Here is a 22,552-nt window from a genome sequence, read left to right as displayed (position 1 = left end):
TTCATTCATGGCGATCGCCTCTTAAATGTGATTGATCCATCACATCTTTAGTGTAGCCTGACTTCCTTAGCCGCCAGACCAGACCCCTAACCGGAGATCAGCACCGTGACACCGATGAGGGTCGCCACAAGTACGCCTCCTAGAACACCAATAACCAGCAAATTTTTTTGTTCTTTCGCTGTTTTCGCCTCTGCTTGGTACATTTTGGGCTCTTGGGCAAAATTATTCAGCTTACCGTCTTCATCTTCCATGTAGCGCATGGTGGCTCCTTCAAATTTGTCAATCTTTAAACCCCTTGGGGGTTCGATCATCATAGGAACCGGACTTTATAGCTATCAATAAAACTCAACAAAAGTTAAGCTTCCTACGCACCCATGCCGGAATAATGTTTCAAACCTTTGCGCCAAAAGTAGCGATTTAGGCCATAGAAAATCAAACTCCAGACGCCCATGACAATGAAGCCTTCGGTGAGACGCACCGGCAACCCCATCAAGATCGCCGAGGGGAAATACACCACATAGGGGAAGGGAGTCAGCAGGGCAATTTCTTTCATGAGGGGCGGAAAGGTTTCCAGGGGAGCGATATAGCCAGAGAGGAAAATATAAAACAAAAACCAAATTTGTTCGATGGCGCTGGCCCGTTCCACCCAAAAGGCCGCCATCGCAAAGGTGTATTGCAGGAGGAAACGCAGACCAAAGGCGATCGCCGCCGTCAGAATACAGAGCAGTACCTGGGTCAAGCTCGGTACCCAAAATGCCTGGGGATAAAGGGCAAAAAACAAGAGCACCAGGGCAATGCTAAAGGGCAGACGCGCAAATCGTTCCGACACATGGCTCGCAAAATGTCGCCAAACGGGATCAATGGGTTGGAGTAGAGCAAAGGACAATTTTCCCTGGGAGACTTCCTTTTCAAATTCCCAGATCACCCAGACGAGGGTCAGTTGGCGAATAAAAAAGACGGCGATAAAGTAGCGGGCAAATTCAATCGCAGACAGGGGCAACTCCACTTGGTTCGAGGCTTCTGTCCAGACCCCCAACAGGATAATCGGTAGGGACGAGTTGAGCACCCAAAAAAATAGCTCGGCCCGATATTCCACCATGTAGGCGTAGTAGGTAGTGAATAAAACCTGTGCTTTTCGAAACGGCGATCGCACCATAATCTCCCAGAAAAAAGTCGTTTTTATCATAGGCTGAAAGTTTAACCCATGGCTGAGTTTTAGGCCGCGCAGAAAAATCTAGGCCATTTGTGTTATTGTCGAAAAAAGAAGTTCAGAAAATTACCATTAATCCGATGCGCATCAAAAGTTGGGAAAGTCCCCGGCGTCGGGGTCGTAACGATAAAGGCAAAGGCGGCGCGGCCCGTCAACGGCAACTAAAAAAACGCAATAAAATGCTCAAAAACAAGCTCAAAGGCAATGACCACGGAGGGGAAATTTATCCCCTCTTTTTTATGGCTTCTACGACCCACTCAGATAACAATTAACGAGGCGATCGCCCCCAGTTAATTTCACCAGTCTTTGTCCTGCGCTATCCTTTTCAGCCAGATTAAATTTACTTAAAGGCAACAGATCAAGGTTTTCTTGGGAATCTTTTACTAATAAAAATCCCTGCTGATCGGGAACGAAAAGTGTGAGGAGCAGATCAGTTTTTGATTCAAAGCGCATCACATGGTTGCCCATGTCACCCCGTTTACCGAGCCGTAAGCTGCTGGCGGCTAATTTTTTGCCGTAGCCTTCCTCGGAGATTAAGTAAAGTTCGTTGTGCCGTTGGCAGGGAACACAGGCGACAATTTGCTCGTTAAAGCGGAGGCGCAGGGCTTGGTTCCCTTGGGAGGTTCTGCCCATCACGGGGATTTCGTGATCGTTTACGGGCAAATGCAAGACCCGCCCACTGCTGACGGCGATCGCCACCTGCTCACCCCCCTTCACGAAACAGGCGAATTTGAGGGTGTCCTTGTCCTTGAGCTTAATCAAACTCAAGCCGCGACTGGTGAAACTTTCAAGTTCGATCACCGGGAGACGTTTAATCCGTCCTTGGGCTGTAAGTAAAAGTAAATCGTACTCTGCTAAATTATCGGGCAATAAAAACTGGGTAATCGGCTGATAATTATCCCGTAGGGCATGATCCGGTAATAAATCGATTAACTGGGGCTTATCCCGCTGTTCTTGGTAGGGTAAATCGGCGATCGCCACCGGAAAGGCTTTTCCTTGATCGGTGCAGACGATTAAATTTTCCTGCGTACCAATCTGCGCCTTAAAAATGGTCGGTTCCTCATCCAATAGCCCCGCATCATCATTACCCCAATACACCCCTCCCGACGCGGCGATCGCCACATGGGAAGTCTCCGTTAGTTGCGGCAGGAGGGCAAGCACGGGTTCCTCCTTTTTGCGGGATTGGCGTTTTTTCTTCGGGGTCGCTGCGGGGGTGTCTGGCTCCGCCTCGACTGTGACAGGTTCCGGTTCGGGGGATGGCACATCCGGTAAACGGGTGCGACGCGGGTCGGCAAATTTCCGTTTTAAACTGCGCAATTCCCGCTTTAGTGCCTTGAGTAATTCGTGGCGATCGCTCAACAACTTATTTAACTTGCCAATCTCCGTCGCCAGTTCCGTTGACTCCTGTTCCAGTTTTTGCCGTTCCAAGCCCGTTAACCGTCGCATCGGCATCGCCAAAATCGCATCCGACTGACTCTCACTAAACCCCAATGCCGCCTGAAACTGCTGTTTTGCCGTCGTGCCATCCGCCGCATTCCGCAAAATGTCGATCACCGCATCCAAATTATTCAGCGCGAGTAATAACCCCTCCACCGAATGTTGCCGCGTTTCCTTCTGCTCTAACTCATACCGATATTGCCGAGTGACCGTTTCCTCCCGAAATTTAAGAAATTCCTGCAAAATCGCCTTTAATGACAACTGGCGCGGCTGATTATTCACCAAAGACAGTAAAATTGCCCCAAAATTGGACTGCAACGCCGTTTTCTTATAAAGCAGCTTCAAAACCTTCTCCGGTTCCGCATCCCGCTTCAGTTCAATCACTACCCGCATCCCTTGGCGATCACTCTCATCCCGAATATCCGAAATCCCCGAAATCTTGCCATCATTCACCAGATCCGCGATCTTTTCAATCCACGCCGCCTTATTCACCTGATAGGGCAGTTCCGTCACCACCAGCGCATTCACATCCCGCTTCCGTTTCCGCCCCACCTGCAGCACTTCCAAATGGACAATGCCCCGCATCGGAATAATGCCCCGTCCCGTCCGGTAGGCGTCGCGCACCCCAGCGAGATCAACGATTTCTCCCCCTGTCGGAAAATCCGGCGCAGGAATAATTGCCCATAACTTCTCATCCTCAATTTCTGGATCATCAATCAAAGCGATCAACCCATCCACCACTTCCCCCAAATTGTGCGGCGGCATATTCGTTGCCATCCCCACCGCAATCCCCGAAGAGCCATTCAGCAGCAAGATCGGCAACTGTACCGGCAGCACCACCGGTTCCTGCTGTGACCCATCAAAATTATCCGTAAAATCAACAATATCCTCACTAATCTGCGCCAACATCGCCTCAAAACTCACAGGCGATAACCGCGTTTCCGTATACCGCATCGCCGCCGGCGGATCATTGTCAATCGAACCAAAATTCCCATGTCCCGCCAACAACGGATAGCGCGTCGAGAAATCCTGCACCAACCGCACCAAGGCATCGTAAACGGACTGATCGCCGTGGGGATGATACTTCCCCAACACATCCCCCACCACCCGCGCACATTTGCGGTAAGGGCGATCCGGACTTAAGCCCAACTCATACATCGCATACAAAATCCGCCGATGCACTGGTTTAAGACCATCCCGCACATCCGGCAATGCCCGTCCGACGATCACACTCATCGCATATTCCATATAGGACTGTTCCATTTCCACATGGAGCGCTGTCGGGATAATGTGACCGGACTGGAGCAGATCGAGTTGTTGTGCCATGAATTTATGCTGATTGGACAATAATGGGGAACGCTGTTTTCAAGGAATATACTGTTGATTCTTAAATCTTTACAAGCGTTTGCATCTTTTTCACCATAAAGGCATAGGGCTCTCTGTCGCAAAAAACATTGTTATGGATTCGCTTTGCTTTGGGTAGAAATAAGTTACGCGATGTCTTTAATTTAAGGGGGTAATAATCGAGGTGACAGAGATGATATATTGTGCTTCTGCTCAATGGCCCGCAAGACCCCAGTGATTACGCCATAGTGAATCCCAGAATTGATTGTTTGCAGTTGTCCCTAATCTCAAGAAAGTAGTTATGGCCACGATATTGATAGTTGAAGATGATCCGATTAATGTGCGTGTTTTCAGCACAATTTTGCAGAAACGGGGCCAGTTCGATGTGCTCTGCTCTGAGAATGTCGGGGAAATTATGGCCTTAACGTCAGCGGGAAAGGTTGATCTGGTGATGATGGATGTTTCCCTAACGGCCAGTCTCTATGAAGGGGAGTCAGTGGATGGAATTCGGATTACCCAAATGCTCAAAGCAGATCCCCAGACGAAGGAAATTCCAGTGATTTTAGTGACAGCCCACGCGATGCAAGGCGATCGCGAAACCTTCCTGAGCAAGAGTGGGGCTGAGGGTTATATTTCTAAGCCAGTGGTTGATTATGATGATTTTTTGCAGCAGATCCATCGCCTAATCGGAGAGTAACCAATAAAACTTGGCGATCGCCTTTTTTTGCTTCAGGGAAAATCCGTTGACGTTAATGGTTTACAACACTTGCGATCGCAGTAGGGCAACGGGCAGATAAACCATTTTCTTAGCCGTCGGCACATAGGCGCGGCGGTTAAAAACATCGTAGTCATTTTTCTCGATGATATCGAGGATCCCTTGGTACAACATCAAGGCAGACCACACCGGCCAGCGGGCATCGGGATGGAGCGACCGAATTCCTCGCTCGGCAATTTGGTAGTAATGGCGGGCCCGCTTAATTTGAAATTTCATTAGCGATCGCCACCGCTCATCGATGACCCCCGCAAACAAGTCCTTTTCGGAATAGTTAAATAGCGCTAAATCTTCTAGGGGCAGGTAAATGCGACCACGGCCCCGGTCTTCCCCCACATCCCGGAGAATGTTCGTTAGTTGATTGGCAATCCCCAGGGCGATCGCCTCTTCCGTCGGCATCTGAGACTGGCTTTGACGATTCCAGGGGGCCGTATTCGTGCGATTTTCTAAACCCATGACCGCCCCGGACATCAGGCCCACAGTCCCAGCGACTCGATAGCAATAGAGCTCCAAGTCCTCAAATGTTTCATAGCGACTGCGATACAAATCCATGCGCTGCCCAGCAATCATGTCCCGAAAGGGTTGGATATCAAGGGGAAAGCGATTCAAGCTATCCACCAAGGCCACATCTGGATCGGCAACCGGTTGCCCCGCAAATACAGATTCGAGATCCCGCTCCCATTGATCGAGGGTTTCTGGGGTAGTATTAACCGCTTCTGGCCCATCAACCAGTTCATCGGTGCGACGACACCAGACATAAATGGCCCAAATTGCCTCGCGTTTTTCCTTGGGCATGAGGAGGGTGCCTAGGTAAAACGTCTTAGAATACATCGCCGTAACAGTACGACAATATTCGTAGGCCTCTTCACGGGAGATGAAGGACGAGGCAGTGGGTGGGGAAGGTTGAAGTCTAGACAATTGCAGCATGCGTTGCGGGCGAAGTGTCTGGGGAGTCGTTTCCGGGCCTCCCCGTGGGCAAAAAAAGCCATAATGATTGTCGCATTGTACGAGTCAAATGGGAAATTAATCTTAATTTTGTCAAGAAGTCTCCCACGGACTGATTTTATGCGGCAACGGAAACAGTGGTGGCCTGGTCAGCAAGGGTGGTTTCAGCCGCTTTCGCAACAGCTTGGGCGGTGAGTTTCCCGGAGAGGACGGCCCCTTCCATACTGGCGAGATAGCGCTGCATTGTGTAGTCCCCAGTGAGGAAGAAGTTAGAGATGGGTGTCTCCTGGGAGGGACGGTGATCTTGGCGACCGGGGGTTGACTTGTAAACGGAGCGGGGAGTTTTCACCACATGGTACTTCAAAAGTTTGGCTTGATTATCACCCGTAAAGTCATCGGGGAAGAGTTGTTGCAATTCCTCCATGGTGGCGGCGATGATCTCCTCATCGGACTTGCTAATCCAGTCCTTCGCGGGGGCCAAGACCAGCTCTAACATGGATTTGTCGCTGTAGTAGCCACGGCAAGTGTTGCTCATGTCCGCATACACGCTTAATAAAGGCGATCGCGAAAAGAGGAGATGATCCACATCGGTTAATTTGCGATCAAACCACATATGCAGGTTGATTACCGGGACGCCTTCGAGGCCATCCAGTTTCTGGAAAAAGGACATTTCTTTCCAAGGCTTGGGCAACATTACCTTGAGGGGATCAACAGGCATCGCTGATACATAGGCATCAGCGGTAAAGAATTCGTCTTCGGCACCGTTTAGACCACGCAGCAGGAAGCCTTTTACAGAGCCATCTTCGTTGAGTTGAATTTCTTTGAGGGGACGGTTGAGATGGACTTCGCCGCCCCGTTCAGTGATGTAGTCCACGATGGGTTGGCAGAGGCGTTCGGTGGGAGAGCCATCGAGGAAGGCCATCTTTGAGCCGTTCTTTTCTTGGAGGAAGCGGTTAAGGGCGGTGAGCAGAATGGTGGCAGAAATTTCATCGGGGTTGATGAAGTTCAAGGCCTTGGACATGGCGATGAAGACTTCTTTTTCGACCCGCTCAGGGATTCCCTGTTTCTTCATCCATTCAGACCAGGAATATTTGTCCATGTCTTCGACATATTTTTGGCCCTGTACCATCGCCGGAATTAAGCCGATGCCAAATTTGATCTTTTCTTCCCAGGTGAGCATGTCGTTGTTGCGGAGGATGGCAAACACACCGTTGATGGGAGCGGGCAGATCGGGGAAGTCAAACCGGGAATAGGTACCAGGAGCGTCGGGTTGATTGAAGATCATCGTATGTTCTTTCCACTGCAGACGATCTTCGATGTTGAGTTCTTTAAAGAGCTGGAGCATATTGGGATAGGCTCCAAAAAAGATATGTAAACCAGTTTCGTACCAGTCTCCATCTTCGTCTTGCCATGCGGCGACTTTGCCACCGAGAACGTCTCTTCTTTCGAGGACAATAGGAGTATGTCCTGCATCAACAAGGTATTTCGCACAGGATAATCCTGCTAATCCGGCTCCGGCGATCGCAACTCGCATGGTGAAGGGCTTCCTACTCTAACGAACGACAACTAAAAATTAGATGTTGTTCATTATACTTTGCAATTCGTTACATTTGAGTTTTTCTCCAGAAATCCCTTGATTTTCCACAAAATTAACGGTCTAAATTGCGGCAAGGGCGATCGCCTTTATTTTGATGCCAGATTACCTACATCGGAAAAAATAGGGTCGGGAACCAACTGCGGTGCAATAAATCGCTGGCATAGCTATGCACCGTGAGTTCAAGGAGTTGATTGCGGGGTTTGCTGGCGATGGCGATCGCACTAATATCTTCTTTGACGGCAATGTCGAGGGTTTCACTGAGGGGATTGCCGATTTTAACGGCGGTTTTGACCGTCAGTCCCAAGGCTTCTAGCTCCCCTTTAACTTTCGCGAGTTTTTCCTCGGCTTCCTTTTGGAGATATTCAATCTGAATGCGCTGGATACCAGAATTATCAAGGACGGACAACAAAAAACAATTGGCGATCGCCCCTGGGGGCGCATTTTTCGCAAAAGTCTTCACCTGTTCAATTAAATATTTCGCCTCATCACTGCCATTGTAGGGAAGCAGCAGATATCGCCACAGATGGCGGCAACGCAGCGCCAACTCCTCACAAGTATAGGTAGAGACAATCTGGGGCCGGAGGATCATGATCGGCTTTTTCAGAGACTTGATCAGACCCAGGCTCGTACTGCCAAACATTTTTTCTTGGATTAAATTTTTGATGGGGGTGCCCACCAAGATGACATCACATTGATATTGCTCAAGGACTTGGGGAATATTATCGAGGGCATTCCCAGAAACAATTTCTACTTTGACATCTGCACCAGCCGGCACCTGGGTGAGGGCCTTGGAAAGATGGGCTTGGGCAGCGGCAACTTTTTCTTTGTCAATGCGGGGGATATTGCCTTCTGTCCAGAGGGGCACACTATGGAAAAAAACAATTCGGGATAGTCCTCCCTGTACCAGATTTGCGATGCAGCCAGTGAGTCGATCTAAGCCATCGGAAAAATCTGTACAGACTAAGGCGCTATGAAACATGGCAATATCGCTAAAAATTGTGGGCTAAGAATCAAAATTTTCTTTACGGTAGCACTTCTCCCCGAAGAAGTTGAACTGCAAGTCAATAAATCGTTTGGAATTTTTTCCCTACCCCCACATCCCTAGCGTGATGCCGTTGTGATCAGGCTTGAGAAGGAGGCCAGTGAAAAATATTCACGTTCACCAGTGGATGCTCTTAGTCGGAATAAACTTGACTATTAGTGCTGTTTCCAGCATTTGGACTATTCCCTAGAGTCCCCATTGGTGTTTGATCACTTCTTTGTACATATTCTCCCGTGAGAGCATTTGCTCATAAAGTTTTACGAGGTGCTCTAGGGCTTGCTCACGGTTCATCTGTTGCACTTGGCTTTCGAAGGAACGGAGACTGAATTGTTGTTCTAATGAGAGCTCGTTATTTGTTGGAAACATAGTTATCTCCTGAACAGTTTTGACAATTAATACTGGGCTGAATTTCTACTGATGCAGAAATACCCGGCCAACTATTACATATTGTAAACAATTATTGACAACTGTGTGATTGCGTCAATTCGTTTTTAGCGATTCTTCCCCCAAGAAGTTGCTCAAAGTGAACAAAGCAATGAGTAAAAATACTTGTTTGTCTGGATTTCTAGATAAAATCAGTAAAAATCAGGGACAGCCAAACTAGCAGTAGGGAGAAATGTCTTCGTGGTACAGGAATTTCGTTTGGGGTGTGCAGTCTGGGCCTACCGGGGTTGGTTAGGGGATTTTTACCCAAGGGGCAGTGCTGCGAAGGATTTTTTGAGGCTCTATGGCGATCGCCTCCATGCCGTAGAAGGAAATACGACGTTTTATGCGGTGCCATCCGCCGAAACTGTGACACGCTGGCGGGAACAAACACCCCCTGAATTCCGCTTTTGCTTGAAATTTCCCCAGACCGTGACCCACCAAGGCCCGTTAATGGCTCAATTAGACCAGGCAAAGGCGTTTATCGACCGGGTTGCACCTTTAGGCGATCGCCTAGGCTGTATCTTTGCCCAGCTTCCCCCTTACTATTCCCCGAATTACTACGACGATCTACAGGCATTTCTACTCGCTCTAGCAGATTCTCCCGTCACCCTAGGCGTAGAAGTACGCCACCTCGACTGGTTTCAGACGTCCCATCGCCTGCGCCTTGACACCCTGCTCGCTCACCACAGTGTGAGTAAAGTTCTATTAGATACCCGCCCCATTTACAATTGCCCCGATAACCCCCAGGCCCATTCCCAACGCCCCAAACCAGAAGTGCCGCTGATCCCAACAGTAACGAACCAGAAAGCCATTGTCCGTTTTATCAGCCATCCCAAACGTTCCTTAAATCAGCCCTACTTTGAGCAATGGTGCCAGCAGATTCAGCAATGGTATGCCGCTGGCCACTCCATCTATTTCTTCATGCACTGTCCCATCGAAGATCACTCCCCCGGCCATGCCCGCTATTTCCAAGAACAACTACAACAGGCCCAGATTCCAGTGCCGCCCCTTCCCTGGCAGGAGCTCACCCCCGAACCAGAACAACTCAGTCTTTTCTAAAAACCATTGGCTTTCGGCATCGACCCCCCAATCCTGGCATTTCTATGCGTGTCAAAGTCTATTCCATGACAAAATTCGAGGTCTATTTTTCAGTAAACCTGCCAGCACCTGAGAAAAATACCAGCTCTAGTCCCTCAGGACAGCACTCAACCCAAGATCCCCCTTAGCCCCTGTAGATGTTAAAAACTGTTACGAAACAACAAGGAGAGGTGACACAGTAACGCAAAATATTTGCGGATGGCTGTAGGAAAACCTAGGACAGTGTCGGCTTATTTCTCTGATGAAACATTTAGGTAGTAATCCGGACGCTTAGGGGCTTCACACACCCACAATGTTGGTTTTAATTTGAGCAATATAAAGCAAATTAAAGAAAGCCACCATTCATTTGATAAAAAACCAGTTTAAACCTAAAATCTGGTAATTATTTACTTTATTTAGTCTCATATCTAGAGGAGGAATCCATAGATGAGTATTGTCACGAAATCCATCGTGAATGCCGACGCTGAAGCTCGTTACCTCAGCCCCGGTGAACTCGATCGCATCAAAGCTTTTGTTACTTCTGGTGAAAGCCGTCTTCGGATCGCTGAAACCCTGACTGGCTCCCGTGAGCGCATCATCAAATCTGCTGGTGATGCCCTCTTCCAGAAGCGCCCCGACGTTGTTTCTCCCGGCGGTAACGCTTACGGCGAAGAAATGACTGCAACTTGCCTCCGTGACATGGACTACTATCTCCGTCTAATCACCTACGGTGTCGTTGCTGGTGATGTAACTCCCATCGAAGAAATCGGTCTTGTTGGTGTTCGCGAAATGTACAAGTCCTTGGGCACTCCCGTTGATGCGGTTGCTCAGGCCGTTCGTGAAATGAAAGCTGTTGCGACTGGCATGATGTCTGGCGACGATGCAGCTGAAGCTGGTGCTTACTTTGACTATGTCATCGGAGCAATGGAGTAATCATAAAATTTGATTACTTTCTCCATAGTGGTTTTTACCCTCTGGAACTTCGTTAAGACCTACTAAGATAAGGAATTATAACAATGCAAGACGCAATTACTTCTGTAATCAACTCTGCTGACGTCCAAGGTAAGTACCTTGATGGCAGTGCAATGGATAAGCTCAAGGCTTATTTCACAACTGGTGCTCTCCGTGTCCGTGCTGCTAGCACCATCAGTGCTAACGCTGCAGCAATTGTAAAGGAAGCTGTTGCTAAGTCTCTCCTTTACTCCGATGTAACTCGTCCTGGTGGCAACATGTACACCACTCGTCGTTACGCTGCTTGTATTCGTGACCTCGACTACTACCTCCGCTATGCAACCTATGCAATGCTTGCTGGCGATCCTTCCATCCTCGATGAGCGTGTGCTCAACGGTTTGAAAGAAACCTACAACTCCCTCGGTGTACCCGTTGGTTCTACTGTTCAAGCAATCCAAGCAATGAAAGAAGTCACTGCTGGTCTTGTCGGTGCTGACGCTGGCCGTGAAATGGGTGTTTACTTCGACTACATCTGCTCTGGCTTAAGCTAATGCTTCGCATCTGTCGGATGCAAATGGTGTAGTAACCCAATTGAGTTCGGAGGTATGCGCTCACTGTCTAGCTCTTTATAAGCTTTTACTAGGTTTATCTGGGTACAAGTTTTGGGGATCTAGGATCTGGGTTGCGACTTCCGAACTTTGCTATATCAGCCTTGATAATAAAACTCTTTCAGATAAACGACTGGGTTCAAAAACTTTTAAGGAGATCATTAAGCTATGCGGATGTTTAAAATTACGGCCTGTGTACCAAGCCAAAGCCGAATTCGGACACAGCGTGAATTACAAAATACATACTTCACCAAGCTAGTTCCCTACGACAATTGGTTCCGTGAGCAACAACGCATCATGAAGATGGGCGGCAAGATTGTTAAGGTGCAACTGGCAACTGGTAAGCCCGGCACCAATACTGGTTTGACCTAAATACAAATCGTCAAGTGTCCATCTGTTTTTGGGTTTGACTTGGGGAGGTCGATTAACGGCCTCTTATTTTTTTGGCAAAATCTGGGGTCATTGGCAAAAATTTGGTTCACGAATGGGTAACGAAGTCTAAATTTCACGTCAAAATTGACTACCCTAGATCTTGTATTTTCAGTGTCTCTTTGTGGTGGTACTCGCGATGACCCAACAAAATCCCCAACCTCCAAAAACACAATTGGGACAGATGGTCACCCAAGCCTTCAACACGATGGTTCACTTTGGGCAGCATACCCTCAAGCCTGGTGCTCGCGTACCTGAGCTACACATTGAAGGCCAGACACAACCTTTTCCGTTGATTGGCGATCGCCACACAGGGGGCCGGAGTTCGAGCCAAGACATCACCATCCGCAACGAAACGGTGAGTGCCCAACATTTTTCACTTAGTAAAGATCCCGAAAATCCGCGCCATTACCTCATCCATGACGAACGCTCTTCTAATGGTATTTATGTCAATCGGCGTAAAGTTAAACATTTTCCCCTCCGCCATGGCGACGTGATTCATCTTGCGCCCCCCGAATTAGCCCAGGCCGCTTGTTTGACCTACCGTTATGAAATGCCGGTCTGGGTCAAAATTATTCGGTATAGTCTGTTAAGCGGTGGTGGCTTCGTCGGTTTCTTGACCCTATTCTTGCTATGGCAATGGACAAAATATCCTTTAAATCCTCTCCCCTCCGGCGTTACAGGCCCCGTCGTGATTTTTTCCCGGGACGGAGAGACCGCGATTAATCCTGTCACCACCGATAGCCATCGGGAACTGCAGCGGCTCAAGGATTTTTCACCTTACCTAAAAAACGGGGTAATGGCTTCTGAGGATGCCCGTTTTTATTGGCACCCAGGCATTGATCCCATTGGGATTGCGCGGGCGATCAGGGTGGCCCTTTTACGGGGAAGCGCGACCCAAGGGGCAAGTACAATTACGCAACAGGTGGCCCGGAGTCTATTTCCAGAGGTGGGGCGAGAAAAAAGTGCCAGCCGTAAGTTACGGGAAATAATTGTCGCCTTGAAGATGGAAACTTTCTTCAGTAAAGATGAAATTTTGCTGCTGTATTTAAACAAGGTTTACCTGGGGGTGGGCCAATCGGGTTTTGAGGATGCGGCTCAGTTTTATTTTGATAAGTCGGCCCGAGACCTCGATTTGCTGGAATCTGCGACTTTGATCGCCATGTTGCCCGCCCCAAATGCCTTTAATCCCATTGTTGATCCGGATAAATCCCGCGAACAGCGCAATCTTGTGATTGACCGGATGCACAAGTTGGGGATGATCACCGATCAAGAACAACGTCAGGCAAAGTTAACCCCCATCGAAGAGCGTTTAAGTGAAGAAGCCCGCCGTTCGCTATCGAACAATGCTGCTCCTTACTTTTATGGCTATGTACAGCAGGAGTTGACGGAATTACTGGGGGAAGATGCCCTGAAAATGGGGAATCTCTACATCGAAACGGGGCTGGATATCACGATGCAACAGAAAGCTGCCTCGGCTCTCAAGGCCTCCATTGAGCAGGATGGCACCCAGGTCGGATTTTCCCAAGGGGCGATCGCCACCCTCGATAGCGACACGGGTGAAATTCTCGCCATGGTTGGCGGCAAAGATTATGCCGAAAGCCAATTTAATCGCGCCGTCCAGGCGAAACGACAACCAGGTTCAACTTTTAAAGTGTTTGGCTATGGTGCCGCCCTTGAACAGGGCATTTCCCCCTACACTGCCTTTTCCTGTGCGCCTCTCAATTGGCAAGGACAACAATACCGTGGTTGTGAGCGCACCAGCACCGCCAGTACCGATATGTTTCGCGGCATGGCCCAATCGGAAAATGCGATCGCCCTGCGCATTGCCCAGACAGTGGGGTTAGATGGCGTCATTAACTTTGCCCAACAGTTAGGCGTAGACTCACAACTGAGACCCTCCCCTGGTTTGATTTTGGGAGAAAGTGAAGTCTCTGTTTTAGAAATGGCAGGGGCCTATGCGACCTTTGCCAACGACGGTACCTGGAATAAACCCCACGCCATCCGTCGGATTTTTGACAGCAGCGACTGTACTGGTGAAACCATTGATAGCTGTCATTTACTCTACGATTTTAGTAACCGCGCCGATCTCCACCGAGAACAAGTCATTTCCCGCGATACCGCCCGCACCATGACCAGTATGCTTCAGGGAGTGATTCAAGGGGGCACAGGCACCGCCGCCCGTCTGGGCCTTGATGAAGCCGGCAAAACAGGGACAACGAACAGTAATGTTGACCTGTGGTTTGTTGGCTATGTCCCCTCCCAAGATTTAGTAACGGCCATTTGGTTGGGAAACGACGATAATAGTCCAACCCGGGGCGGGAGCTCATACGCGGCTAAACTGTGGGGCGCTTATATGCGTGAGGCCTTTTAAAACCGCTTCCAATACGGAAATCTAACAACGCACCATCGGGAAAACCAAACCATTCTTGGCAGAGCAATTTGCTATTCTATGGTGTAGTGAATCATGACCCCCGCAAGGAGGCTTAATTTCGATGGCAGCAACGGATTTTAAAGATTACTATTCCATCCTTGGGGTCAGTAAAAGTGCCTCTGCCGATGAAATTAAGAAAAAGTTTCGCAAGCTCGCTCTCCAATACCATCCTGATCGCAATCCAGGTAATGATGCCGCTGAAGCGAAGTTTAAGGAAATTAGTGAAGCATACGAAGTTCTTTCTGATCCAGAAAAACGACAAAAATATGATCAGTTTGGCCAATACTGGCAACAGGCTGCTCGCGGGGGCGGTAGTCCCTATGGTGCTGGCGTAAACGTCGATTTTGAGAACTTTAGTAACTTCGACTTTGGTAATTTTGGCAGCTTTGATGAATTTATTAACGATTTACTCGGACGAGCCGCAGCGGGCGCTGGGCCAAGAAATTCCGGGAATCCCTACAGTGATTTTGGTTTCAATACAGCAGCGAGTGGTACAACCCAAGGCGCCGATCGAGAAGCAAATATTCAACTGACATTGTCCGAAGCCTTTCGCGGTGTTGAAAAACGGTTGAGCCTAGGCACAGAGACAATTACAGTCAAAATCCCAGCAGGAGTAACCAACGGTAATAAAATCCGTGTCAAGGGCAAAGGTTCTCCCAGTGCCATGGGCGGCCAGAGGGGTGATCTGTATTTAATTGTTCAGCTCCAGGCCCATCACTTTTTCCACTTTGAAGGGGATAACTTAATCTGTACTTTACCCATTACCCCCGATGAGGCTGTGCTAGGGGCATCTGTTGCAGTCCCAACGCCGGATGGTATGGTGACGATGAAAATTCCCCCAGGGATTAAATCAGGACAATCACTGCGACTCCGAGGCAAGGGCTGGCCCAAACCAAAGGGAAACCGCACGGATCAGCTTGTCAAAATTGAGATTGCTGTCCCTGCTGCACCCACCGAGGCGGAAAAAGAGTGTTATGAGAAGCTCCGGGGGCTTAATTCTTTTAAACCCCGCGATCGCCTCCAAAATGTAAGCCTCTAACTAATCACCACCGAGGATTTTCTTAAGGGAATTAATCCCTTTTTTAATCCGCCGTGACACGGTAATAACACTCACTCCTAGTAGGTCAGCGGCCTCTTTTTGGGTAAGGTCATGGAGAAAAACAAATTCCAATACCTTGCGGGTATGTTCTTCGAGTTGAGCAAGGCCCTGTTGAATGCGAATTTGATCTTCAATGGCCAGTTGAAAGCTTTTGTAACCCGGATCCGGAACCAGATCTCCTAAAGAAGTATTTTCCCCTTGGTCAGCTTTTACAGAAACATCAAGACTGACAGGATCACGGTTTTGATAAGCCAGATTAATGGATTGCCATTCAGTTACAGAAATGTTGAGGTGTTCAGCGATTTCGATGGCAGAGGGTTGTCGATTATGTTCTTGGCGAAAAGTGTGGATAAAGCGATTAGACTGTTGCCGCAATTGCAACATTCGGCGGGGAATACGGACAGTAGAGCTTTTATCTCGCAGGTAATGTTGAATTTCACCGCGGATATAGGGATTCGCAAAGGAACTGAAAGCGTTGCCCCGCTCTAGGGTAAATCGCTCAATGGCCCGGAGTAAACCCAAGCTCCCCACCTGCATGAGATCATCAAAATTTTCGCTACATTGTCTCGACCAATGGTGGGCTTCTTTGCGAACCAAGCCAATATTTAAACTTACAATCTGATTACGAATTTTGACATCTTGGGACTGCCGATATTCCTGTAACAGTTCCAGGGTTTTTGACTTAATATTGTCACTAACTTTTGTCGTCGTAGGTTCCATTATTTTTCGGCCAGATTAATGGTCAAGCGATTACTGAGAAATGGATTGGAGCAAGCTAAAAAAGATACGCTATTTTTCTGATGAAAAACTTCAAAATTAATGCGAGACTAAGGGAGGATTTTGGGAAGGATAAATTTAGATACCCCTAACATCCATCAGTTGTACTATTCGTGATCATAATATTGGCATAGGTAGATCCGAAATAGTATTGATTTTTATCAAAATTCACTACTTTTTACGGAATCTTCAACAAAACTCCGTGAAACTACTGAAAAACCAGGGAAGATGACCTTTTAAATTCTTTCCAAAGACTCCCTAAATCTACGGAATTAATAGTCTTTGGCCTGCGGCGGATAATGATCTTGATTATTAGTTGATTTGGGTAAATTTGATTTTAGTGCTTCCGGCACAAGCCATTCTCCCATGACTTGCAGTTGAATTTTACCGGGTAAAGTGCTGAGGCGATCGCCATTGCAGCCATGGATCAACTCGACTGTAGCGCTAATTTGGGCGAAGGTAGGCATTTTGGGCAAAATCCGCTGGAGGTATTGCCGGATAATGCGACGTTGGAGGGCAATGTGTAAGGGCTGTAGGACAAGGCGATGGAGATGTTGCTGGGGAGTTAGGGCTTGCTGGAGATATTGTTGGGCGATCGCCTCAAGGTAGTCATTTTCATCCTGCAAAATGAGCGCTGTTTGGGCAAGGTGTTTATCGGCTTGGGTGTTTAATGTCCGTAAATGGGGCAAGATTTGCTGGCGTATTTGGTTGCGTTTAAAGCGCATTTGTTGATTGAAAGGATCAAGACACACAGGCAGATTAAATTGTCGGCAAAATTCCCCCGTTTCCTGTCGCGTAATTGTCAACAAAGGACGCACCAGCTTGACCTTATCGGAGAGCGATCGCCGTTCGGTGAGACTGCCTAGACCAGCCGTCCCCGCCCCCCGCACCAAGTTATATATTAGGGTTTCTGCACGGTCACTTTGGGTATGACCCGTCACCACATAGGCCTGATCGAGTTGTTCTGCTAAGTGAGTTAGGGTTTCATAGCGCCAGCGGCGTGCCGCATTTTCTGTTTCTGGGAGAGAAGACGCCGCGCGGCAGAGGTAGAAAGGTAACTGCCATTGTGCCCCCAGAGTTTGTACGTGGGCGGCAATCTCTTCATCACCGGGCCAGCCATGGTGACAATGGGCGATCGCCAAGGACCATTGCCAATGGCGTTGTAAGTCCAGCATTAACCGACTTAAACACACAGAATCTTGCCCGCCGGAGACAGCCATGATGAGCTTGGCCCCTGCAGGCAATAAATTTGACTCCTTCAAATGTTGGTGTAGCCGCGCGTGTAAAGGACTCCAGTTCATGGAATCATCGATCTACTAATACGCCCATAGGATCATTACCTTCGTATCCAGGCTTATGGCTTTTTACGAAACATCGCAACATTAATAAACTGGCCCAGATCATCCTCCGATGCTTGGGGATTTTGGGGACTTGAAACTTCTGAGTCATCAAAAAGATCGTCTAAATCGAGATCACTATCCTCGGATAATGGCTCTTCTGCCTCATCTAAAGACAACTCCAAATCCCCTGACAGATCATCTAGACTTTCGGCATCCTGACCTGTAAACACCGCAAACGGATCATCTGCCTCTGAAACATCCGCCTGGGTTGGTGCTTGATCTTCTGTCACCTCTCCAAAGGGATTAGGGGCCTCAAGAGAATCTGTTTCTAGGGCTTCAGGAGTACTTTCTGTCTCCATCTCCGGTAGATCTTCTGGTAGATCTAAAGTTTCTAAATCACCAGTCTCAGGGGTTGGGCTCTCTTCCAATAGGGATTGGAATAAATCGTCTTCCTCTGGAATTTGCTCCGGTTCATCAAACAGGTCTGTAAGGGCCATTTCCTGTTCTTCAATGCTATCGACGGTGATTGCAGTTGGCTCATCGTCGTCGGCAAATTCATCTAAATCTAAATCAAGATCAAAATCGCCCTCTTCTGTATCACCAAACAAATCATTGAGATCTTCGTCAGAAATTGCTTCATTTAGCGCATTAGCTGGTGTATCTTCCGCAAATAATGCCTCTAAATCATCGGTTTCTTGAAGCTCAGCTTCTGCCTCTGAAGTTTGTTGCTCTGGGGATTCAGAAGTTTCTTGATCAAAAATATTTTCTAAAAACTCTTCATCCGGCTGCACCAGGGTCTCTTGAAAAACAATGGTTTCTTTACCATTAACGGTGGACTTTTCAACGGGTTCTGAGGTGCTAGTCGAGATATTCTCCTCACCGTGATCAGCTTCTGGGGCGATCCCGGTAAAATCTGCCTCGGGAGTCATTGCCTCGGCAAAGTCTGGCGTCTCTTCTAATTCCCCTGGGTCTAGGTCTTCTGAGAAGGTATCAGTGACTCCCGCAGTTTCCTCTGATGCCGTGTCAGGCCCATGAATCTCAGGTTCTGCTTCGGCAACAGCAGCATCAAAATCAAAGTCTTCTTCCCCGAACAGATCATCAAGGTCGTCGATTGGTTCTGCCAAGTCTGCTTCGGCTGTGTCGCTAGATTCTTCAAAAAGGGCCTCAAAATCATCGAGGTCATCCTGATCAGAGAAATCAGCACCATCGGCAGTTGCTAGATTTAAATCTTCTAAATCTGCACTAATATCTTGGGGCTCGACCTCCATGTCCGGCAGGTCAAGGTCTGGTAGATCTGTCTCTGGGGTATCAGATTCAGAATCATCAAAATCCAAACCAAGGTCAGCAAATTCTGCTTCGTTAAACTCTAGTTCCAAATCATCAAAGTCTGATTCTGATTCAGAAGTCGTAGAGGCAGTCGCACTAGGGAAATCACTGGCAGCTACCGAAGGAAGGAGATCAGCAGCTGCCTTAGGCTTTGGGTCTGCGCTTGCCTCCCCACCGTCTTCTTCGGCAAATTCAAGGTGTAGCCTGACTTTTCCTTTGACCCAACCAGAGGCACCAAACCGCAGCACATCACATTCAATGCCGTTATCCGTTAACCAATCAACGGTTTCTTCGGTGAGTCCCCCCAACCCTTGTTCTAGCAAGAGTTGCTTTAAAGCGGCGGCGAACTCGTCAACGCGAAAAGTGCTATGGCCGATTACAAAACGGGATTCGCTATTAATCGACAGCACTTCACCGCTGCTCAGTGGTTGAAAGTTTTTGCTCACGGTTATTTCCCCACAGTGTCAAAATAGTTAGGTCATCAAGCTAAAAGAGGGTTCGGGCGGATTGATCACAATTCCCGCCTTTGTGTCTTATTTTAATCGGGCTTTTCCTACGGAAATGTCTTTTTCTCTTTAAAATTTACGGATTTTTAGAAAAACCAACCGTAGGAATGCAATCCTTTACCAAGAATATTGACCCCTAGATAACATACCCAAACGACGAAAAAACCTGCCGCTGCGAGAAAGGCGGGTTGTCGACCTTGCCAACCCCGGGTGATACGGGCGTGTAAATAAGCGGCGAAAACTAACCAAGTGATAAGGGCCCAGGTTTCTTTGGGATCCCAACTCCAATAGGAACCCCAGGCTTCGTTGGCCCAAACGGCACCGGCAATAATCCCAATGGTCAAAAGCGGAAATCCTAGGCCAATGATGCGGTAGCTGATGTTATCGAGGGTATCGGCAAGGCTCAACATCTGAGGGCTGAGAGCTGGGGTCGTAGTGAGCTGCTGGAGGTCAGGGGATGCTAGGACGGCGGTATTACCGTTACTTTGGGGTTCGGTTTTCTGAAAAGCGACTACGGTCACTGGGGTTTCGTCGGTGGTGTTTTGGGGCTGGCGGAGTCGATAGCTGCCATTACCAACGGAACTGCCCCGCAATTCAATTTTCTGGCCTTTGGTGACAATTAAAAAGGCGATCGCCAGTAAAGATCCAACCAAGAGTGCGGCATAGCTAATCATCATCACACTGACGTGCATCATCAGCCAGTTAGATTTGAGGGCCGGGACGAGAGGGGCAGAATTTTGCATTTCCGCCGGAAGCGATAGGGCAGCAAAGGCCGTGATCCCCATGGCAACCGGAGCAGTAATTACACCGACCCAACGACTGCGACTCATCCATTCGGCGACGAGGTGCATGGTGGTTACCCCCCAGGCGAGGAAAAAGAGCGATTCATAAAGATTACTAAGGGGGAAATAGCCGGCTTCTAACCAACGGGCTCCCAGGAGGGTGGCCATGCAGAGATTGGCGATCGCCACGCCGAGGGTGCCTAAACCGGTTAAGCCCGGAATGTTCGGAAACGCAGCCCCGCCCCAGTAGAGGAGCATCGTCAAGAAAAGAACCAGAAAAGAAGTGTTATCTAAAAGGCTTTGGAGTGCGACCAAATCCATTGTGCGATTCTCCTAAAAAAATATCGATCAAAAAAGCTTGGACTTTTAGCGGACTGTAATTAAAAAATTTTTATCGTTACTTACTTTCCCATTAGATCATATCGGCTGAGCTCCCCCGACGGCTATGTCGATCCTGATAGAGGGTGGTACGTTCTGCGGGAAGGCGATCCACTGAGGCGATCGCCGTTCGTAGCTGAGAGACCGTTAAACAGGTTCCCCCTTGGGCCCCCGCCATGGTTGTAATGTGTTCTTCCATGAGGGTGCCGCCCAAATCATTGCAACCCCAACGGAGGGCAGTGGTGGCCCCCCCTAAGCCCAGTTTGACCCAACTCGGCTGGTGATTGATGATCCATTTGCCAAGAAAGAGACGCGCCACTGCCGTTAATAACAGGGTTTTTTGTAGATCCGGTTGATCCCGGCCCACTTTTTTGCGGAGTACCTGGGGCGCGGCTTGACCGACGAAGGGCAACAGAATAAATTCGGTAATTTTAGCGGGTTTCCCCTCGGCGATCGCCTGTTGTTGCAGCTGCCGGATCTGGGCTAAATGTTGTACCTGGTGCAATGGTGTTTCGATGTGGCCACAGAGCATTGTGCTGGTGGTCGGTAATCCCAGGTGATGGGCTGTACTGACAATTTCTAGCCACGTTGCCGCCGTCAACTTTTCGGGGCAAATTTGACGACGAATCTGATCGTCGAGGACTTCTGCCGCCGTACCCGGTAGGGAACCAACGCCAGCGTCCTTGAGGGCAATGATTACATCCTGGAAGGACAGCTGATCCTCGCGGGCAATAAATTCAATTTCCTGGGGAGAAAAGGCGTGGAGATGCAAACCCGGAAAAGCATCCTTCAAAGCAGCAACCAAATCGAGGTAGTAGTCGAGCGATCGCCCATTACGTTTTGCCTGGGGATTTAACCCCCCCTGGATGCACAGTTCTGTTGCCCCCTCCGCCCAGGCCGCCGCCGCTTTTTCCTGGAGTTGTGCTTGATCGAGCCAAAAGGAATCTGGATCTCCCGCATCCCGTCGAAAGGCGCAAAAGTGACAGTGCTGCTCACAAATATTAGTGAAGTTTAGATTGCGGTTCACCACATAGGTAACGGTTTCCCCACAAAGCGATTGTCTGAGGGTATCAGCTGCCATGCGGATACTTTCGATGGCCTCCGGCTCCGTTTGGGAAAGGAGGAATACTCCGGCCTCAACTGTGAGATCAACACCGGCGATCGCCGCATCTAGTACCTGCAGTAACTTCATCCTTGGCCTAACTCGACAGAACGGGCCTTCGCCGCGGTAACAGCAGCAATGACCCCTGAGCGAAACCCGTGGGCTTCAAGGGCCGCAACACCAGCGATGGTGGTGCCCCCTGGACTGGTCACCCGATCTTTGAGTTGAGCGGGATGTAAGCCGGAGGTTTGGAGTAATTCCGCCGTTCCCTTGACCGTTTGGAGGGCGAGTTGTTGGGCTGTGGCCCGGGGCAAACCTGCCGCAACGCCGCCATCGGCCAGGGCTTCTACCATCAAGGCCACAAAAGCCGGGCCAGAGCCAGAAAGTCCAGTTACCGCATCCATCAGAGACTCTGGTACTGCCACCACTTCACCCACAGCCCCAAAAATTTGTTTTGCGAGGGCGACCTGGGCCTCTGAAACGCGATCCCCAGGGGCGATCGCCGTCATCCCTTGGCCAATAATCGCCGGTGTATTCGGCATTGCCCGCACCACTGGATAGTCCCTAAAACCGTCTTGTAACTGAGCCAGGGTCACCCCAGCAAGAATTGACAACACCAGGGGAGGCGCTTCTAGCTGCTGGCCTTGGAGTTCAGTGGCGACTTGATTAAAAATTTGTGGTTTGATTGCCAACATCAGAACCTCAGAGGCGATCGCCGCTTCCTGGTTACTGGCCGTGACACCCACCTGATATTCCTGCTGTAAATAAGCCCGCCGTTCCGCCACAGGTTCACTCACAATCACATCTGCTGGCAAGTAAATTTGTTCCTTGAGGAGCCGTGCCAGGAGGGCCTCTCCCATGACACCACCGCCAATCATGCCGAATTTTGCCGCCATTTTAATTCTTCACATTCATCCCTGAAATGACGCATTCATCTTGACTGATTTTTTCCCAGAAGGCAAATGCAGCG

Annotated in this window: 21 protein-coding genes; 8 read left to right on the top strand and 13 right to left on the bottom strand. The window is 49.0% G+C overall.

The features are described from left to right. Nucleotides 1-86 precede the first annotated feature (86 nt). The gene (gene psb34, locus FEK30_RS14025; RefSeq protein WP_255447893.1) at nt 87-314 is read right to left on the bottom strand and encodes a photosystem II assembly protein Psb34; all 228 of its coding nucleotides are present in this window, start codon (nt 312-314) and stop codon (nt 87-89) included. A 50-nt stretch (nt 315-364) separates the two neighbouring features. Further along, a complete protein-coding gene (locus FEK30_RS14020) occupies nt 365-1,156 on the bottom strand; it encodes an ABC transporter permease (RefSeq protein ID WP_065710975.1) in 792 nt (263 codons plus the stop codon). Between the two features lie 134 nt (nt 1,157-1,290). On the opposite strand from FEK30_RS14020, the gene FEK30_RS14015 reads away from it, so the two are divergent. Then, nucleotides 1,291-1,482: a hypothetical protein gene (locus FEK30_RS14015; protein WP_099240828.1), complete on the top strand. Its 192-nt coding sequence runs from the start codon at nt 1,291-1,293 to the stop codon at nt 1,480-1,482. On the opposite strand, the gene FEK30_RS14010 is transcribed toward FEK30_RS14015, so the two are convergent. After that, nucleotides 1,457-3,973, bottom strand: a complete 2,517-nt coding sequence (locus FEK30_RS14010; RefSeq protein ID WP_168191153.1) for a DNA gyrase/topoisomerase IV subunit A — start codon at nt 3,971-3,973, stop codon at nt 1,457-1,459. The two genes, FEK30_RS14015 and FEK30_RS14010, sit on opposite strands and share 26 nt — an antisense overlap. Nucleotides 3,974-4,292: 319 nt before the next feature. Here FEK30_RS14010 and FEK30_RS14005 point away from each other — a divergent pair, with 319 nt between their 5' ends. Further along, on the top strand, nt 4,293-4,688 hold the full coding sequence (locus FEK30_RS14005) for a response regulator (protein ID WP_012307547.1): 396 nt from the start codon (nt 4,293-4,295) through the stop codon (nt 4,686-4,688). 60 nt (nt 4,689-4,748) lie between these two features. Here FEK30_RS14005 and crtB read toward each other — a convergent pair whose 3' ends face one another. The 4 genes from crtB to FEK30_RS13985 form a co-directional block, all read right to left on the bottom strand. Next, nucleotides 4,749-5,690, bottom strand: coding sequence for a 15-cis-phytoene synthase CrtB (crtB, locus tag FEK30_RS14000; RefSeq protein WP_012307546.1), 942 nt, complete (start codon nt 5,688-5,690; stop codon nt 4,749-4,751). A gap of 136 nt (nt 5,691-5,826) precedes the next feature. Further along, on the bottom strand, nt 5,827-7,242 hold the full coding sequence (gene pds, locus FEK30_RS13995) for a 15-cis-phytoene desaturase (RefSeq protein WP_030006437.1): 1,416 nt from the start codon (nt 7,240-7,242) through the stop codon (nt 5,827-5,829). Nucleotides 7,243-7,411: 169 nt separating this feature from the next. Beyond that, nucleotides 7,412-8,284, bottom strand: coding sequence for a universal stress protein (locus FEK30_RS13990; protein WP_138073519.1), 873 nt, complete (start codon nt 8,282-8,284; stop codon nt 7,412-7,414). Nucleotides 8,285-8,533: 249 nt separating this feature from the next. Further along, nucleotides 8,534-8,713 carry an NblA/ycf18 family protein gene (locus FEK30_RS13985; protein WP_030006436.1) on the bottom strand — a complete coding sequence of 60 codons (180 nt, stop codon included), beginning with the start codon at nt 8,711-8,713 and terminating at the stop codon, nt 8,534-8,536. A 258-nt stretch (nt 8,714-8,971) separates the two neighbouring features. Here FEK30_RS13985 and FEK30_RS13980 point away from each other — a divergent pair, with 258 nt between their 5' ends. The 6 genes from FEK30_RS13980 (at nt 8,972) to FEK30_RS13955 (ending at nt 15,311) form a co-directional block, all read left to right on the top strand. After that, on the top strand, nt 8,972-9,832 hold the full coding sequence (locus FEK30_RS13980; RefSeq protein ID WP_138073518.1) for a DUF72 domain-containing protein: 861 nt from the start codon (nt 8,972-8,974) through the stop codon (nt 9,830-9,832). A 465-nt stretch (nt 9,833-10,297) separates the two neighbouring features. Continuing rightward, nucleotides 10,298-10,783 (top strand): allophycocyanin subunit alpha, encoded by a 486-nt coding sequence (gene apcA, locus FEK30_RS13975; RefSeq protein ID WP_012307540.1) that lies wholly within the window; start codon nt 10,298-10,300, stop codon nt 10,781-10,783. 83 nt (nt 10,784-10,866) lie between these two features. Then, the gene (apcB, locus tag FEK30_RS13970; protein WP_012307539.1) at nt 10,867-11,352 is read left to right on the top strand and encodes an allophycocyanin subunit beta; all 486 of its coding nucleotides are present in this window, start codon (nt 10,867-10,869) and stop codon (nt 11,350-11,352) included. Nucleotides 11,353-11,577: 225 nt separating this feature from the next. After that, on the top strand, nt 11,578-11,781 hold the full coding sequence (locus tag FEK30_RS13965; protein WP_012307538.1) for a phycobilisome linker polypeptide: 204 nt from the start codon (nt 11,578-11,580) through the stop codon (nt 11,779-11,781). 196 nt (nt 11,782-11,977) lie between these two features. Further along, nucleotides 11,978-14,212: a PBP1A family penicillin-binding protein gene (locus FEK30_RS13960; RefSeq protein ID WP_030006434.1), complete on the top strand. Its 2,235-nt coding sequence runs from the start codon at nt 11,978-11,980 to the stop codon at nt 14,210-14,212. 121 nt (nt 14,213-14,333) lie between these two features. Beyond that, complete coding sequence (locus FEK30_RS13955; protein ID WP_138073517.1) at nt 14,334-15,311, top strand: DnaJ C-terminal domain-containing protein; 978 nt, start codon at nt 14,334-14,336, stop codon at nt 15,309-15,311. On the opposite strand, the gene FEK30_RS13950 is transcribed toward FEK30_RS13955, so the two are convergent. From FEK30_RS13950 to proC, 6 genes are all read right to left on the bottom strand, one after another. Further along, nucleotides 15,312-16,091, bottom strand: coding sequence for an RNA polymerase sigma factor SigF (locus tag FEK30_RS13950; protein WP_012307534.1), 780 nt, complete (start codon nt 16,089-16,091; stop codon nt 15,312-15,314). Between the two features lie 329 nt (nt 16,092-16,420). Next, the gene (gene tilS, locus FEK30_RS13945; RefSeq protein ID WP_138073516.1) at nt 16,421-17,449 is read right to left on the bottom strand and encodes a tRNA lysidine(34) synthetase TilS; all 1,029 of its coding nucleotides are present in this window, start codon (nt 17,447-17,449) and stop codon (nt 16,421-16,423) included. Nucleotides 17,450-17,502: 53 nt separating this feature from the next. After that, on the bottom strand, nt 17,503-19,260 hold the full coding sequence (locus FEK30_RS13940) for a KGK domain-containing protein (RefSeq protein WP_168191152.1): 1,758 nt from the start codon (nt 19,258-19,260) through the stop codon (nt 17,503-17,505). A 146-nt stretch (nt 19,261-19,406) separates the two neighbouring features. Further along, nucleotides 19,407-20,423, bottom strand: coding sequence for a c-type cytochrome biogenesis protein CcsB (ccsB, locus tag FEK30_RS13935; protein ID WP_012307531.1), 1,017 nt, complete (start codon nt 20,421-20,423; stop codon nt 19,407-19,409). Between the two features lie 91 nt (nt 20,424-20,514). Further along, nucleotides 20,515-21,672 (bottom strand): 7,8-didemethyl-8-hydroxy-5-deazariboflavin synthase subunit CofH, encoded by a 1,158-nt coding sequence (gene cofH, locus FEK30_RS13930; RefSeq protein WP_138073514.1) that lies wholly within the window; start codon nt 21,670-21,672, stop codon nt 20,515-20,517. Continuing rightward, nucleotides 21,669-22,478, bottom strand: a complete 810-nt coding sequence (gene proC / locus FEK30_RS13925) for a pyrroline-5-carboxylate reductase (RefSeq protein ID WP_138073513.1) — start codon at nt 22,476-22,478, stop codon at nt 21,669-21,671. The genes cofH and proC overlap by 4 nt, the downstream gene beginning before the upstream one ends. Nucleotides 22,479-22,552 lie beyond the last annotated feature (74 nt).

This window comes from Picosynechococcus sp. PCC 11901, assembly GCF_005577135.1.
In the GTDB taxonomy this organism is placed as follows: Bacteria; Cyanobacteriota; Cyanobacteriia; order Cyanobacteriales; family MRBY01; genus MRBY01.
The sequence above is the reverse complement of the archived record's forward strand: the minus strand, read 5'-3'. Positions and strand labels throughout refer to the sequence as shown.

What these genes read in the sequence shown, in the direction of transcription:
- FEK30_RS14010 (WP_168191153.1), bottom strand. Translation starts at nt 3,973, where the DNA reads ATGGCACAACAACTCGATCTGCTCCAGTCCGGTCACATTATCCCGACA.
- cofH (WP_138073514.1), bottom strand. Translation starts at nt 21,672, where the DNA reads ATGAAGTTACTGCAGGTACTAGATGCGGCGATCGCCGGTGTTGATCTC.
- FEK30_RS14015 (WP_099240828.1), top strand. Translation starts at nt 1,291, where the DNA reads ATGCGCATCAAAAGTTGGGAAAGTCCCCGGCGTCGGGGTCGTAACGAT.
- FEK30_RS13990 (WP_138073519.1), bottom strand. Translation starts at nt 8,284, where the DNA reads ATGTTTCATAGCGCCTTAGTCTGTACAGATTTTTCCGATGGCTTAGAT.
- FEK30_RS13955 (WP_138073517.1), top strand. Translation starts at nt 14,334, where the DNA reads ATGGCAGCAACGGATTTTAAAGATTACTATTCCATCCTTGGGGTCAGT.
- FEK30_RS14020 (WP_065710975.1), bottom strand. Translation starts at nt 1,156, where the DNA reads ATGGTGCGATCGCCGTTTCGAAAAGCACAGGTTTTATTCACTACCTAC.
- FEK30_RS13965 (WP_012307538.1), top strand. Translation starts at nt 11,578, where the DNA reads ATGCGGATGTTTAAAATTACGGCCTGTGTACCAAGCCAAAGCCGAATT.
- apcA (WP_012307540.1), top strand. Translation starts at nt 10,298, where the DNA reads ATGAGTATTGTCACGAAATCCATCGTGAATGCCGACGCTGAAGCTCGT.
- pds (WP_030006437.1), bottom strand. Translation starts at nt 7,242, where the DNA reads ATGCGAGTTGCGATCGCCGGAGCCGGATTAGCAGGATTATCCTGTGCG.
- crtB (WP_012307546.1), bottom strand. Translation starts at nt 5,690, where the DNA reads ATGCTGCAATTGTCTAGACTTCAACCTTCCCCACCCACTGCCTCGTCC.
- apcB (WP_012307539.1), top strand. Translation starts at nt 10,867, where the DNA reads ATGCAAGACGCAATTACTTCTGTAATCAACTCTGCTGACGTCCAAGGT.
- proC (WP_138073513.1), bottom strand. Translation starts at nt 22,478, where the DNA reads ATGGCGGCAAAATTCGGCATGATTGGCGGTGGTGTCATGGGAGAGGCC.
- psb34 (WP_255447893.1), bottom strand. Translation starts at nt 314, where the DNA reads ATGATGATCGAACCCCCAAGGGGTTTAAAGATTGACAAATTTGAAGGA.
- FEK30_RS13985 (WP_030006436.1), bottom strand. Translation starts at nt 8,713, where the DNA reads ATGTTTCCAACAAATAACGAGCTCTCATTAGAACAACAATTCAGTCTC.
- FEK30_RS13960 (WP_030006434.1), top strand. Translation starts at nt 11,978, where the DNA reads ATGACCCAACAAAATCCCCAACCTCCAAAAACACAATTGGGACAGATG.
- FEK30_RS13950 (WP_012307534.1), bottom strand. Translation starts at nt 16,091, where the DNA reads ATGGAACCTACGACGACAAAAGTTAGTGACAATATTAAGTCAAAAACC.
- FEK30_RS14005 (WP_012307547.1), top strand. Translation starts at nt 4,293, where the DNA reads ATGGCCACGATATTGATAGTTGAAGATGATCCGATTAATGTGCGTGTT.
- ccsB (WP_012307531.1), bottom strand. Translation starts at nt 20,423, where the DNA reads ATGGATTTGGTCGCACTCCAAAGCCTTTTAGATAACACTTCTTTTCTG.
- tilS (WP_138073516.1), bottom strand. Translation starts at nt 17,449, where the DNA reads ATGAACTGGAGTCCTTTACACGCGCGGCTACACCAACATTTGAAGGAG.